This window comes from Polycladidibacter hongkongensis (genome assembly GCF_001561995.1).
Taxonomy (GTDB): Bacteria; Pseudomonadota; Alphaproteobacteria; order Rhizobiales; family Stappiaceae; genus Pseudovibrio; species Pseudovibrio hongkongensis.
This window is the reverse complement of sequence record NZ_LLWC01000006.1, coordinates 13,646-28,249: the sequence shown is the minus strand read 5'-3', so window position 1 is coordinate 28,249 and position 14,604 is coordinate 13,646. Positions and strand designations below refer to the sequence as shown.

The 14,604-nt window shown below is 54.5% G+C and carries 14 protein-coding genes; all 14 read left to right on the top strand.

All coding sequences use genetic code 11. The annotated features are described in order from the left end of the window. Nucleotides 1-661 (top strand): hypothetical protein (locus AYK82_RS18080; protein ID WP_172795171.1); only part of this gene is annotated, 661 nt, incomplete at its 5' end. 89 nt (nt 662-750) lie between these two features. Then, on the top strand, nt 751-1,185 hold the full coding sequence (locus tag AYK82_RS01140) for a hypothetical protein (RefSeq protein WP_068310487.1): 435 nt from the start codon (nt 751-753) through the stop codon (nt 1,183-1,185). Between the two features lie 415 nt (nt 1,186-1,600). Then, complete coding sequence (locus AYK82_RS01135; protein ID WP_068310485.1) at nt 1,601-2,470, top strand: hypothetical protein; 870 nt, start codon at nt 1,601-1,603, stop codon at nt 2,468-2,470. Nucleotides 2,471-2,474: 4 nt separating this feature from the next. After that, on the top strand, nt 2,475-3,356 hold the full coding sequence (locus AYK82_RS01130; RefSeq protein ID WP_068310482.1) for a bacteriophage abortive infection AbiH family protein: 882 nt from the start codon (nt 2,475-2,477) through the stop codon (nt 3,354-3,356). A gap of 155 nt (nt 3,357-3,511) precedes the next feature. After that, nucleotides 3,512-4,804 carry a DNA (cytosine-5-)-methyltransferase gene (gene dcm, locus AYK82_RS01125; protein ID WP_068310480.1) on the top strand — a complete coding sequence of 431 codons (1,293 nt, stop codon included), beginning with the start codon at nt 3,512-3,514 and terminating at the stop codon, nt 4,802-4,804. Beyond that, entirely contained in the window at nt 4,749-5,261 is a 513-nt protein-coding gene (locus tag AYK82_RS01120; protein WP_244265694.1) for a very short patch repair endonuclease, read from the top strand. The genes dcm and AYK82_RS01120 overlap by 56 nt, the downstream gene beginning before the upstream one ends. Nucleotides 5,262-5,320: 59 nt before the next feature. Continuing rightward, a complete protein-coding gene (locus AYK82_RS01115; protein WP_068310476.1) occupies nt 5,321-6,919 on the top strand; it encodes an AAA family ATPase in 1,599 nt (532 codons plus the stop codon). Further along, nucleotides 6,919-8,163, top strand: coding sequence for an LlaJI family restriction endonuclease (locus AYK82_RS01110; protein WP_068310474.1), 1,245 nt, complete (start codon nt 6,919-6,921; stop codon nt 8,161-8,163). Before AYK82_RS01115 ends, AYK82_RS01110 begins: the two co-directional genes overlap by 1 nt. 252 nt (nt 8,164-8,415) lie before the next feature. After that, nucleotides 8,416-9,042 carry a hypothetical protein gene (locus tag AYK82_RS01105; protein WP_156453227.1) on the top strand — a complete coding sequence of 209 codons (627 nt, stop codon included), beginning with the start codon at nt 8,416-8,418 and terminating at the stop codon, nt 9,040-9,042. Between the two features lie 160 nt (nt 9,043-9,202). After that, the gene (locus tag AYK82_RS01100; RefSeq protein ID WP_172795170.1) at nt 9,203-9,874 is read left to right on the top strand and encodes a terminase small subunit; all 672 of its coding nucleotides are present in this window, start codon (nt 9,203-9,205) and stop codon (nt 9,872-9,874) included. A 12-nt stretch (nt 9,875-9,886) separates the two neighbouring features. Further along, the gene (locus AYK82_RS01095) at nt 9,887-10,165 is read left to right on the top strand and encodes a hypothetical protein (protein WP_068310468.1); all 279 of its coding nucleotides are present in this window, start codon (nt 9,887-9,889) and stop codon (nt 10,163-10,165) included. Between the two features lie 33 nt (nt 10,166-10,198). After that, nucleotides 10,199-12,460 (top strand): phage terminase large subunit family protein, encoded by a 2,262-nt coding sequence (locus AYK82_RS01090; RefSeq protein ID WP_068310466.1) that lies wholly within the window; start codon nt 10,199-10,201, stop codon nt 12,458-12,460. A 3-nt stretch (nt 12,461-12,463) separates the two neighbouring features. Then, nucleotides 12,464-13,042 (top strand): hypothetical protein, encoded by a 579-nt coding sequence (locus AYK82_RS01085; protein ID WP_068310464.1) that lies wholly within the window; start codon nt 12,464-12,466, stop codon nt 13,040-13,042. Next, nucleotides 13,042-14,598, top strand: a complete 1,557-nt coding sequence (locus tag AYK82_RS01080; protein ID WP_068310462.1) for a phage portal protein — start codon at nt 13,042-13,044, stop codon at nt 14,596-14,598. Before AYK82_RS01085 ends, AYK82_RS01080 begins: the two co-directional genes overlap by 1 nt. The last annotated feature ends 6 nt before the right edge of the window (nt 14,599-14,604 follow it).

The following is a 14,604-nucleotide window of genomic DNA, read 5'->3' as shown; positions in this document are numbered from 1 at the left end:
CGGAGCGGATCCGCACGCAGCTGGCGCAGCTGTTGGCAGAGCAAGAGGAGATGATGTGATGGGCAGAAGCGGGGCGAAGAAAATGGCGGGTGTTGCGGGCGGTTCCGGTGGTTTGGCGTGCCGCGAGCATGCGGATCCGTTGCGGCTGACGGGCAGGCCCAAGGCGCGGCAGGCGCTGGCGCGGCAGCGGGCGGCTTTGCAGCGCGGGCATTCGCTGGAGTGGCTTTACAACGCCAAGCGGATCAATCAGGGACAATATGCGGCGGCCTGCAAGATCCGCGGGCTGTGCGCGCAGGTGGAGGGGCAGACCGGATCGGTGGATCTAGGCGCGGCACGGGTGGATTGCTCGGTGCGGGTGCGGGACTGGCTGATGCTGGGCACGTGCGAGGCGCGCGAGGTGTTGCAGCGCATCGGGGCGCGGCTGGGGCCGGATCAGGCATATGCGGTGTTTGCCATTGCGGGGCGGGGGATCAGCGTGCAGGAAACGGCGCTGGCTTTTGAGGAGGATGACGCCAAGCGGGCAGCGGGCAAGCCTTCGCGGGCGACAAAGGACTATGTGGGGCGGCTGATGCGCGACGGGCTTGCCCACGCGGCCTTCGAGCTGGGGCTGGCGGTGGAGGCAGGCCCCACACACAAGCGCATCTTCGCCATGGAGTGGTGAGAAAGAGTTACGAATAATTGAGGAGTAGGCGGTCTCCCTCGCACCAATGTATTGTGTCTCTGTTTTTAAGCTCAAAACATGAGGTTGCTATGGTTACTCAGGTGCATTTTGTTGACGAAGAATGTTTACTTGTTTTCGTAGGTAAATGGCGTTTCGTTATGGGGCCGATCACTCCACATAAAACTAATTCGGGGGGCAGGTTGGTTGCCAGCGAAGAGGTGGATATGTCTGATCTTCCAAGGTATCAGAATGCTCTAGAAGAAGTGTCGCTGGAACTCACTCAGGAATTCACGGTTGAAGATTTCGCCTCAATTGAAGCGCTGGTCTATTTTCATCGCAAAGGCTGGGCGGGGGATGAGTATCCGAACGCCTATGAATGCCATTTACAGGCCCTCACGCGCAGTCGTGATCTACAAGGCGAAGTAAAACATATGTTGGAAAAGGCAGATTTAAATAGAACGTTAGCTATTATCCTGACGCGATTGGGGAAAGAAGAGCTGGCGCGTAAGATAGAGGCCATTTAGCCATTTATGTAGTCGGTTTCATTGGGACAGCGGATTGCTATATGCAATTGAACAACGCGATCCGCTGCGGAGTGAGACATCACCCACGAGCGCATCTTCGCCATGGAGTGGTGAGGGGCGATAGCAGGAGGCTGGTCCACTCGGCAGGCAGCGGGCAAGAGGTGGAAAGGCTATGGACCTACAACAGCGACCGCGCCATCATGGCCGTCGTTTCTGTTGGGGGACATAGCACCTACAACCAAGCCAAAATTGGCGGCGTAACTCTACTGCCGCGCTCCTCACACAACGGCAGAATTAACAGGCAAATATCTCTAAAAGTCACCTCGAAAATGCTCTAATGCTTTGTTAAATATTGCACTTTATATGCGGATAAGGTTTGGTAGTTAGAGTTAATAACAACCATGAGTTTTTTTACATGAAAACAGAATTTAAAGAAAAAACGTATGAACAGTATTTCAATAGTGAGTTAAACACCCGTAATATTGTTTTCTATTCACCCGATCAGGTTGATGAAAATCATCTTGGTTTTGATGCAGCATTTCGTGCTCCGCTACGACGTTTACTCAGTCTACTCTTTTCTCATGGCTGTCACACTTTTTATGAACATAGCATGCTTGGGATGCTTCGGGGCGCTCGCATTGCTGAGGTAAATGAATGGGCATCAGATGTTGCAGATAGAATGCCACCGTTTAAGTTTAATCTTTTCGTACAGTACAAACGCCCAGAATTTTTAAATACATCAAGAGCAGCACAGTGGGCTTTTTGGAAGAAGCCATATTTTCGCTACAATATCACGGAGCACCAACAAAAAACGCTTGAGAAACTTGAAATTAAAAGTCAAGGCCGTGCTGCTGTACTATACGCAAGCCCTGCATTTTGGGATACCAGTACACTCTGGAAGCATGTTAAGAAACGCAAGGTCATTAAAAATAGCAATATTGTACGTGCAGGCCAATTGCAAGGGCATAGTAAGTATACTTATTCAAGCGCTGGATCTCTCGGTATTGGCCATTCAGAGCCGGAGCATATCGAAAGTATATCATTTGAAGAGATTATTAGAGTTGGACAAGAACAATACTCATATCCCTTTAAACGACATATTGAGAAAAATGCAGCGACGATTCTCAATTTACTTGAAGAAGATGAAGGGGCACGATTTATCTTTATGCGTGTTCAGTCGGCGCTTCTGATAGAAGACTTAAGCGACGGTTCTTTTTTTAGTGCGCTGAATGTGATCCATGTTTTTTGCTTAGCTTTTGACGTCAATTATTATGCAGTAGGTTAATCGCATGACTCAACAACTTTTTATTCTTGGGAATGGCTTCGACTTGCATCACGGTATACCGTCTCGCTATAGCGATTTTGGCGAATATGTTAGAAAGGAAAATACAACAGTTTTTGATCTTATTAATGATTACCTTTATGTTGACAAGGATTTTTGGAATTGCTTTGAAGAACGCTTGGCTGGTTTTGATTCCGATTTGGTCATTGACCACGCGACAAATTATCTCGAACCATATGGGGCGGATGATTGGAGCGATTCCTTCCATCATAACTATGAATATGTAATTCAACAGGTGGTGCAAGGTTTATCAAGCGACCTAAGGCAACTGTTTGCAGGTTGGCTAAAAACACTAGCTATTCCGAATAATAATTTTGAACCAAAATTAAGCTGTATTCAAAAAAACGCGCTATTTTTAAGTTTTAATTACACGACAACGCTACAAAACATTTATGGCGTTCCTGAATGTAATGTATTACATATTCACGGTAAATCAAACGATCAAAGTTCAGAAATTATACTCGGGCATGCTTGGGAACAAGAAGAAAAGCTTGAAAAATGTATCGATGAAAATACAGATGTTCGAGTTGCTGGTGGCTACCAACTAATAGATCAATATTTTGTTGAGACCTTTAAGCCGACAAAGGCTCTTATTGAGCAACACCAATTATTCTTCAGAAACTTAAGAGATATTTCTGAGGTATATGTGCTTGGTCATTCTCTAGCCGAAGTTGATGCAACATATTTTGTGGAAGTCGTTAAAAATGTTAGTTCATTAGCGCGTTGGACGGTCAGTTATTATGATCAGCTAGCACTAATTCAAGAGAACTTTTCTCGATTTAACGTTCCTCAGGCTTCTGTTCGGTTTAGACAGTTGGCTTGTCTTTAGGCGACCGACTGAGAGTTTAGTCATGTTTGATCGTCGATAGATAAAAGGTATGCAGCTTTCGGTGTGTTAAAAGCACAATGATATATCCTGTAATTGACCCGGCGGGAAAAAACGATCATAGATTAGGTTAACAACAAACAGGGAACAATCGGGTTGTGAAGCAATTTAGTACCGCCGAGGCCATTCGTGCCCACCGTGAAGCCATTGGTCTGACACAGAAGGAATTTGCCGAGCTGCTGGGCCTCGGAGAGAGTGGCGAGCGGACCGTCGGCGGCTGGGAGCGTGGCGAGCACCGGCCGAGCCAGAGCAAGCTGCAAAAAATACTTGCATTCGATACCGGTGTTCCGTTCAGATCCGGGAATGCGCCAGAGGCATTCCGGTTTATCGATCTGTTCGCCGGTATTGGCGGCATCCGGTTGCCATTCCAGCAGGTGGGGGGCAAGTGCGTTTTCACATCCGAATGGGACAAGTTTGCAAAGAAGACCTATGCGGCAAACTTCGGAGAACTGCCGCATGGCGACATAACAAAAATCCCCGCGATTGAAATCCCTCGGCATGATTTGCTTTTGGCCGGTTTCCCCTGCCAGGCATTCTCGCAGGCTGGCCTGCGTAAAGGATTCAACGATACGCGCGGCACCATGTTCTTCGAGATCCAGCGCATTCTTGCACATCATCGGCCAAAGGCGTTTGTGCTGGAAAATGTCAAGCAGCTGAAGGGGCATGAAAAAGGCCGGACGCTGAAAACAATTCTCTCGATCTTGAGAGGGGAAGAAGTGCCGGAAATACCGGCAGATGTGCCAATGTCCGAAGAGGCAAGGGCCAGCCTTTCCACACGGCTGAACTACGATGTAGATTTTCGTGTTTTACGTGCAGTCAATTTCGGGGTGCCGCAAAACCGCGAGCGGATTTTTATTATCGGGTTTGCTAGGGACAAAGTTTCCGCTGCTGAACAGGGCGGGCTTGCCACGAAGCTGCTTGATGCTCTCGAGCTATACCGTTCGCAAACGAGACTCGGCGATATACTGGAGCGGAACATATCGGTTCAATCCAAATACACGATTTCGGATCGCCTGCTGGCCGGTCACGAGAGGCGTTTGCGGGAGCATCGCGCCAGAGGCAACGGTTTCGGTTTCAGCCTGTTTAATGCCGATAGTCCCTATTGCAATACCATTAGCGCCCGCTATTACAAGGATGGTAGCGAGATCCTGATTGACCAGAGTGATATCGGCGACAATCCACGCAAACTTACACCGCGCGAGTGCGCGCGCATCCAGGGTTTTCCTGAGGAATTTGTCATCAGCGCGGTATCGGACGTACAAAACTACAAGCAGTTCGGTAATTCTGTCGCCATGCCCGTAGTGCGCGCAATTGCCAACGAGATGGAACCGTATCTTGTTGCGGACCGATTTAGCGTGCAGAAGACCGGGCAAGAGAGAGTCCTTGGCTGATATCGTATCGCCTGCCAAGCGTAGCCGGATGATGGCCGGTATCAAAGGCAAAAACACGAAACCCGAGATTACTGTCAGAAAACTCCTGCACGAGGCCGGTTTCCGTTTTCGCCTGCACCGGAAGGATTTGCCCGGGAAACCGGACATTGTTCTGCCAAGATACAGAACAGCTGTTTTTGTAAACGGCTGTTTCTGGCACGGGCACGAAAACTGCCATCTTTTCCGGTTGCCCAAGAGCCGTGAAGAGTTCTGGCAGGAAAAAATCTCGGGCAACATTGCAAGGGACAGGCAAAAACACGATGAATTGCTTGCCAGTGGCTGGCGGGTGCTGGTTGTGTGGGAATGTGCCCTCAAGGGAAAAAACAGGCTGGAAGAAAGCCGGTTGTCCTTGTTGTTAATGAACTTTCTACAGCATTCATCTGAAAATACAGGAAGGATCAGGGGAGAGAGGCTTTGAAGTATTCTTTATGTGTTGCAATATTCCTGTAATCATTTGATCAGAATCAGGAATTTACAATGGATTCATTGCCGGACCTCGCCGATCTGATTGCGGCGGCTAAAGATAAAATTTCTAAAATTGATGTGGATAGAAAAGTTGTTCTGACCAATAACAAGCTCGAGAGCCTATTGCAGAAATTGGGGGCAAAAGCCAGGCTTTCCGGTGACAATGCTCTTCTTGTGGACGGAGATAAAGGCAATGTGTATTTTTTGAGTTTTCAGGAGTTTCCAAGGCTTCTGGCTCTGGCAGATTACGTAGTTGCTCTTCGTTTGTATGAAGAAGTCCTCAAGCAGGTATCCGATAGTCTGAATATCAAGCGCACTGATCCAAGTAGCCCGTTTAAAGATGCCCCGTTCGGGTCAGCGAAGGAATACGAGAAGTGGACGCAGCATGGAGCGTTTTCCGCGGCTATCGCCAAGCTACTTCCCAATCAGAGCGATCAGGATAGAATGCACTTGTTTATGAGTGATCCGGTCTGGTCGGGTATAGGATGGCGCAATGATGATACCAAAAGATTGGATATTGGTAAAAAACTCAATAGGGTCGATTTCATCGAAGCTGCCACTTATAAGGTCGGCAATCTCGTAGCAGTGGCCAGCAAAGGTCGGATCGAGCTTATAGAAGCGTTCTCCAGCGCGGGCGTAGAGTATGCGGATCTTGAATTCGAGGTCGCCTGCAATAGCTACGCTCCACTCGTAACGGTTCCAGTCGACCCCGCGGCCAAAGGTATTAACTGCATCATTTATGGTGCGCCGGGCACCGGTAAAAGCCACAGCGTTGACGAGAAAATCAACGGCGCATCCTGTGTACGCACAGTGTTTCACCCCGATATGCAGAACAGTGATTTTATCGGAGCGCTGAAACCGGTTATGGACGGGCAGCAGGTGACCTATGCCTTTTCGCCAGGGCCTTTTGCAAGGGCACTCGCCAAGGCGTGGAAAGCAACGGCAGAGCATCATTATCTTGTGATCGAGGAATTGAACCGTGCACCGGCAGCTGCCGTCTTTGGTGAGCTGTTCCAGTTGCTGGACAGGGACGTAAGTGGCAAGGGCAAGTACACTGTAGATTTTCCAAGCGAGGAGTTCCGCCACTGGTTCTGCAAGGAAACTGGCCAGCAGCATGATAAGATGGCCTTGCCATCAAACCTGAGCATTTTTGCAACGATGAATAGCGCCGACCAGGGGGTTTACCCGCTAGATACCGCTTTTCGACGCCGCTGGCAGCAGGAATATATGCAGATTGATTTCGGGGCTCGAAACGTTCCAGCCGAAGCAATTACACTGGTTAACGGAGCTAATAAAACGGATGTCGGCTGGGCGGAGTTTGGAAGTAACCTCAATACTTTCCTTATTGAAACGCTGCGCGTGGCAGAAGACAGGCTGCTCGGGCCGTGGTTTGTTAGCTCGGACGACTTAAAGAGCGGCAGGGTTCCTGGCAAAATCCTGATCTATCTTTGGGATGATCTTCTTCGTCATCACGGGCGGGAACTTGTGTTCAAGGACGGAGACAAAAGGACATATGGCAGCCTGTCGGCTGCGGTTGCCGGTGACGAGGAGATTTTTTCCGCAAGCTTTCTTGCACGCTTTCAACACGGAAGTGAAGCCGGTGCTATCTGATGGAGCTGTTGCTATTCAATGACCGCTGTGTGGTTGAGGTACTGGAAAGTGCATCTCCGGAGTCGCTGGCGCTTCTCCGGCGTCTTGGCAAGGGCAAAACCGAACGGAAAAATTCCATACATTTTTGCGGGATGATACATGGTGATAATGGCAAGGCCAGCTTCTTCCTGCCAAGGCAGACAGGGCAGACAATAGAAAACGCCAGTCTGGTTCTCGATTGCCTTGCTAAATACGGTAGGGAAGTCACCAGCCGCACAGGCAACTGGCACGCCGATAGCGGCAATGCGGGCCTGCTTTACATCATCAAGGCTTTGGCAGAGGACTTTCTTGCCTACGGTATCTATGCCGACAGAGTCAGGGTGGCCAGCCGCGATAGTGGCAAGCCTGCATGGCGCGAGACAGTACGCAAGGAAATTCCGTTGTTGTCACAGGGCGGCAATGTGGTCTATCCGGCTTTCAGGACAACGCGCACAACAGATGCCCGCAATTTTCCGCTCTCGCGTGTACAAGCAGTCGTCATGTGCGAGATAGCTGAGAAGTTCGGCTGGTGGTTATGCGGTTTGTCCGCCCACAAGGCTGTGCTGAAGTCCTATGACCGGCCCACAGAGCAGAGGGCATTATGGGCAAAAATGCTTCGATCCCTTTTACCGACACTCTTTGAAAACAGAGTGATTAATCTGGTTAATCTGCTGGTTGCCTATCTTGAAGCAGATAGCGGCGTTACAGAGGGCGGGCTGGTACTCGGGCTGGAGGACTTTCACACGGTCTGGGAGCATATGCTTGGTAAAACACTGGTTGGTGCAACAGAAGGCTGGAACAGCCGGTTGCCCCGTGCGGCCTTCAGGAAGCGAGAGGGCGGGATGGATGTTCAGGAACGGGGTATGCAAACCGATATTGTGCTGGAAACTACTGATAACGCAAGCGGCGAGCGTTCGCTTACTATTGTTGACGCCAAGTATTATGATGCAACCGGAACTAAATCCGTTCCCGGCTGGGGGGATGTTGTAAAGCAACTGTTTTACGAGCGGGCCTTGAAAACTGTCGTTCCGGCGGCAGATGTTAGCAATTGCTTTGTCTTTCCATGCAGGCCGAATGAAGGTAGAAAATATACCGCTGTAGAAATGCAGGACAGGGCTGGCAATAGATTGCCGACTCTTGGATCGTTTGATTGCTACTATCTCGGTATTGAAAACGTCATGAAAAGCTATGTTGCGGGTAGGCAGGACCTTACTTTGACCGATTAATTCACAGGCGTGTTTGCAGGTGTGCGGGGGTGCTTAAGCGGTTGATGTGGAGTCCTGTTTGTTGTCTCGCTGGCGGGGTGCATATGTAGGCTGGGTTAATCAGGCTCTTGACGGGTGCAACGTTACTGTGCAGGGTTTAGCCATGATGAACAAATGCGCTTTCAGGCCGGATCAGCTCTGGAGGCGCTTTTTCGTTGGGGGGGCTTGTCGTTTGGGCCTCGCTTGGGCCTCGCGTGGGAAAGGTGGCTTGCCATGTTCCAGTATTCCGCAAACTTTGAGGAGGTCACCAAGGGGCTGACCAAGGCGGAACGGCAGCAAGTGCCCTATGCAATCTCCTTGGCGCTGAATGGTGTGGCGCAGGATATCAAGGCCAACAGCGAGAAGGCTCTGGTGCGCAGGCTGGACCGGCCCACACCGTTCACCAAGCGGGGGCTTGGTTTGCGGCGGGCGAGCAAGCGGCGTCTTGAGGCGAAGGTGTTTTTCAAGGATCGGCAGGCGGGTTATCTACAACTGCAAGAGACGGGTGGCACCAGAAGGCCAGAGCGTAAGGCGCTGGCGGTGCCGGTGGCGCTGCGGCTCAACAAGTACGGCAACTTGCCTCGGCGCAGTATTGACCGGTTGCTCAAGCGCCCGGATGTGTTTCAGGGCGAAGTGGGCGGCGTCGAGGGCATTTGGCAACGGCCAAAGCGTGGCAAGCGAGGCAATGGATCGCGAGGCACCAAGGGCAGCTCGGGTTTAAAGCTGCTGATTGCCTACGAGAAGCGCGCCGACTATCAACCGCGCCTGCGCTTTAAAGACGGCGCCCGCAAGACAGCCGCCGCGAGGATCGCGGGCAACTTCCGCCGTGCCATGCGCAAGGCGATGCGCACAGCACGCTAGGTTTTGGAACTGGTTTCGGCACCGGTTGAGGCTTTGGGTCCTTCCCGGGCCTGTGTCGGCCCACGGGTAGTTCGCAACTGCGGGACGTTGGTTTGTGCGGGCCGCGCGAATGCTTGGTGTTTCGGTTTCTGTTGTTGTTGCAGAAGGTAAGGGGGCGTGCATGCTTGATGTTAAACGCGATCCGCTTCCTGATGGTGTGCACGAACAAGGGGCAATGGTTTCGCGCTTTCCATTGCCTGAGGGGGTGGAGGATGTGGTGGTGAACAAGCGCCACCTTGCCGAGGCCTTCAAGAAAAGCCTGCCGACGATTGATCAATGGATTAGCGAGGGCATGCCTTGCGAGAGCAAGGGCACCAACGGGCAGGCCTATGAGTTCCGGCTTTCGGTTTGTTATGCATGGCACAAAGAACGGGAAGCCACGGAAGCTGCGGAAGAAGAGAAGATCCAAAGCAATATCCGCCAGATGCAGATGGCTTTGCTTGGGGGCGGCTCCGGTAATTCCGAAATGGCGCTAACGCCGCGCCAGCGCAAGGACCTTTACGAGACGGAGGCCGCTTATAACAAACTGGCGCAGTCGCGCGGCGAGTTGCTTGCCCGTGCTGATGTGGTGGCGTTGCTGGAGCGGACGTTCTCGGCGGTGCGCAATGCGGTAAACGGCATGCCGGATCGCTTGTCGAGGGATGTTGGTCTGGATGGCCGTCAGGCCGAGGCGGCGGTTGTGGTCGCTGACGATCTTTTGGCGGAACTTCACCGCGAGCTCACAGAGTTTATGCAGGCGATGAACGCGGAAGAAGACACGGGGCAGGCGACGATTATGGACGCGGCGGAGTGAGGGAGGGGCAACATGGGAAGCATGCGGGACCGGATCGAAGAGCAATACCATGATGAAATGCACCGGGAGAATGAGCGCGGCCGCATTGGCACGGCTATCGGCGCTTTTTGCCATCAAATGAAAAACCGGATGTTTGCTTGTGTTGATCGCAAATCCGGCTGGGATAACCGCCACCAGTCTCCAGATGCCACTTTACAAAAGCAGCTGCAGGCAGCGGTGATCGATAGGGACTGGGTGTCTGTTGGCAATTACGCCATGATGTTGGATTTTCGCTCTAAAGGGCAGGCCTAGCCTGAAGGTATCCAGCTAGCGGCAGGGGGTGATATGGCGCAGGCTGGTTTTGAACTTCCGCCCCGTGCGCATGGGTGGCGGCCGCCTGCCTATGCCAGTGCAGCCGGGTGTCTTGCCGAGGCGCTGCCGATCCTTGCGCCGGTGCGGCGCATGTCGGTGTCGCACTGGGCAGGCTTGGAGCGCCGGTTGCAAGACAATGGTGCAATTATCGCATGGGACAACAAGGTAACGCCTTACATGGTGGAGCCGATGGACATGAGCGCCTCGCGGCGGTTTCGCGGCGTGGTGTTTGCCGGGCCTGCGCGTACTGGCAAGACCGATGCCTTGATCCTCAACCGCATCGGGCATGCGATCTGCTGTGAGCCCTGCGATATGCGGGTGATCCATATGGATCGCAATGCGGCGCGCGAGTTCTCGCTCAAGAAGGTGGGGGCGCTGGTCAATTACACGCCTGCACTCAAGCAGCGCTTGGGCCGGGGGCGGTTTGACAACAACATACTGGACAAGCGGTTTCAGGGGGGCATGACGCTGGATATTGGCTGGCCGGTGGTCTCCAAAGTGTCGGCTTCCGATCTGCCGCTGATGCTGCTGAGCGATTATGACCGGGCGCCGGAGGATGTGGAGGGGGAAGGCAACCTGTTTGACCTTGCCTTGAAGCGCACGGAAACGTTCGGCTCGCGCGGGATGGCGATTGCCGAGAGCTCGCCGGGCCGCCTGATCGAGGACGATGATTTTCTGCCCCCCGAGGGTGCGCCGCATATGGCCCCACCGGCGACGGGTATTCTGGCGCTTTACAACCGGGGCACACGCGGGCGCTATTATTGGACCTGCCCGGATTGCCGGGAGCTTTTTGAACCTGATTATGAGCTCTTGCACTTTCCCGATGAAGGCAGCCCGAAAGAGCGCGGCCTTGCGGCGGTGATGGGGTGCCCGCATTGCGGCGCTATCCTTGAGCCACGGCATAAGCTGGAGCTCAACCGGGCGGGCCGCTGGCTGCATGAAAGCAAAACCGGAGAGCTGGTGAGCGTAGAGGATGCCACTCTGCGCGAAACCGAGCTTGTGAGTTACTGGCTGAAAGGGGCGGCGGCGGCCTTCCAGTCGTGGGCCTCGCTGGTTTCCAGATACGAGAGCGCCTGGCTGGAGTTTCAGCAAACCGGAGACGAAACCGCGCTAAAAACCACTGTCAACGTTGATCAGGGCAAGCCCTATTCCTCGCGCATGGTGGAAGATGAAGACGACTTGAGCGTGAAGCAATTGAAGGCGATGGCGGAGCCGTATCTGCTTAAGGTGGCACCGCCGCAAACACGCTTTTTGACCGTAGCGGTTGATGTGCAAAAGGGGCGGTTTGTTGTCCAAGTGGATGCGTGGGGGCCGGGGCTGGAACGCTGGCTGATAGATCGCTTTGATGTTCACACCCCGCCTGCGGCCGCGCCAAGTGCAGACGCACGCGCGATAGATCCGGCAAAATACAAGGAAGACTGGGATGCGCTTTTGCCTTTGCTGGAGCGGTATTATCCGGTTGCGGGCAATGAATACCAGCTGAAACCGGCGGCGCTGATTGTGGACAGTGGCGGCGCGGACGGGGTGACGAAGAACGCCTATGCGTTTTACCGTAAATCGCGCAGGCTTAGCCTGCGTCGGCGGGTGTTTCTTGCCAAGGGGCTGGACCGGTGGGAGCGGGACCGGGCGAAGGAAGTCACGCCGGAAAAGGAAGAGGGCAAGCGGGTTAAACGGCGTTCTGATTTGCGTATTGTTCGCGTTGGCACATGGCGGCTGAAATCCGAAGTTACCGCCAGTCTGGCGCGCGAGGATCCGGGCGCAGATGCCTATCACCTGAGCCGCAATTTGCCTGATGAAGTGTTTGAGGAGTTTTGCGCAGAGCGGCGCACGCCCAAAGGCTGGGTGCTGCGCAAGGGGCGCAAGCGCAACGAGGCGCTTGATCTGGGCGTTTACGGGCTGGCGCTGGTGTTGGTACTGCGGGCGGAAAAAATCAACTGGAAGCGGCCGCCTGTTTGGGCACGATCTATGGAAACCAACAGTTTTGCAGCACCAAGGCCAAGTCTGGCGGAAGCGCCTGCAACAGGTTCGAGAGATCTTGCCGGGGAAGGTGCGGGGGAGCGTGAAGCCGGTGCGGCGCAACCGGAAACGCGGCAGAGGGAAACGCGGCAGAGGGAAACGCAAGCAGAAGCACAGGCAGTGCAAACGACGGTGAAGCCGAAACGGGCACCGGCTAAAAAGGTGCGCCGCAAGGCACGGCGCAGAGGCAACGCGCTCGTTGCCGGAGTGCGAGGGTGATGCATGGCACGAGATGGATTTGATGCGCCGCTGAGCGTGGAGCCCAAGGTGGTGCGGGCGGGTGATTTTACCGCATGGCGGCGGGATGATCTGGCACAAGATTTCTCACCTGCGGATTTTACGCTTTCCTACGTGGGCACTTTGGCAGGGGATGCTCCGGCAAGGATCGCGTTTACCGCAGCCGCCGTTGAGGGCGGTTTTTTTGTGCGCCTGGGGGCGGATGAGACCGGCGCGTGGACACCCGGGGTCTACCAGTGGGCAGCGTTTATCACGCGGGACCGTGACGGGGCGCGCAAGAGCGTGGGTGGCGGGCGGCTCAAGGTGCTGCCGGATCTGGCAAACGGGGCGCCGCAGGACCTGCGCAGTCATAACCGGCGCATGCTGGCACAGATCGAAGCGCTGCTGGAGGGGCGGGCCTTATCCGGCGTTGCGTCCTACGAGATTGCGGGGCGCAAGCTGACAAGGCTCTCCCCGAAAGAGCTTGCCGAGTGGCACACCCATTACCGCAAGCTGGTGAAGAGCGAAGAGCGCAGGCGCAAGGGGCGGGGCGCGCACCGCTTGGCGAAGGTGGAGTTTAGCTGATGGGGGTATTTTCCGAAATCTTTGGCAGGCGCAAACCGCCAGCGCAGGGGGGAAAACTGCCCGGCCGCGGGACACGCAAATACAAGGCAGCGCGCCCGGACCGGCTGGTGAAGTTCAAGCTGATGGGGCTGAACTCTTCCTTGATGCGCGATGCGCAGGAAGACTTGCTGGGGCTGGTCTCCCATAGCCGCGAGCAAAGCCAGAACAATGATTACCTGAAAGGCTTCTATTCGCATTTGCGCCGCAATGTGGTGGGCCGCGCTGGCCTGCAGATCAAGCCGGTGGCGCGCCTTGCCAATGGGGATCTGGACCGGGACAGCAACCGGCTGATCCGGGACGGTTTCCTGGCGTGGAGCCGCAAGGGGATCTGCACCACTTGCGGCAAGTTTACTTTTGCTGACAGCCAGCGCATTGCGCTGACCGCAGCAGCGCGCGATGGCAATTTTCTGGCGCGCAAGTATAGCGGGCCGGAGTACGGCCCGTTTGCCTTTCAGCTGCAGCACCTTGATATCACCATGCTGGATGTGGAGCTCAACAAGGAGCTGGATCGGGGGCACTACATCCTTGCGGGGGTGGAATGCAATGGGGTGGATCGGCCGGTTGCCTATCATATGTTCAAGCACAACCGCTCTTCCTATGGCGGGCGGGGTGAGCGTATCCGCATACCGGCAAACGAGATTGTGCATCTTTATCTGCCCTATGATCAGACCGCGCCGGTGATCGGGGTTCCGTGGGCGCATACGGCGCTGCGGCGCATGGCGCAAATGAACAGCTTTGAAGAGGCGGCGTTGGCCAATGCGGTTTTCGGAGCGCAGAAGATGGGGTTTTACACGCGCTCAGTGGATGCGGATCCGGAGGAGGAGCTGGGCACAGCGGAGCGCACACCAACCAATGGCGCGGCGGAAGACGTGTTAGAAGAAGAATACTACGAGGAGGAGGAGCGGCCACGGCTTGAGGAGATGGAAGCGGGGGTTTTGGAAGAGTTGCCGCAAGGCTATGACTTTAAAGCCTTTGATCCGGCGTATCCCAACGGGGAGATGGCCCCGTTTATCAAGATCATGCTGCGGGCTGTGTGCACGGGACTTGATGTGGCCTATTCGTCCCTGTCCAGCGATCTGGAAAACGCCAACTTCTCTTCGCTCAGGGCGGGGCTCGGGGAGGAGCGCGAACAATGGGGCGTGCTGCAGGGCTGGCTTGCCGATCATTATTGCGGTGCCATCTTTCCTGACTGGCTGCGCATGGCGATGCTGAGCCGACAGGTGCGCTTGCCCCTGACGCAGCGGGCCAGATTTGCCGCTGTGGAGTGGACGGGCCGGGGCTGGCAATCGGTCAATCCCAAGGACGATGCGGCCGCCAATAAATCCAATCTGGAGATGCGCATTAAAAGCCCGCAGGAGATTGCCAGCGAGCGCGGCCGCACCTTGGAAGACATCTATGACGATTTTGCCGAGGCGATGGCGCTTGCCAGCGCGCGCGGCATAGATCTTGAGCAGGTGCTGGCGGCCACCGGCAAAGCCGTGCTGCCAGCAGATAAAGAGCAGCCTGAAGAGGATTAATCACAC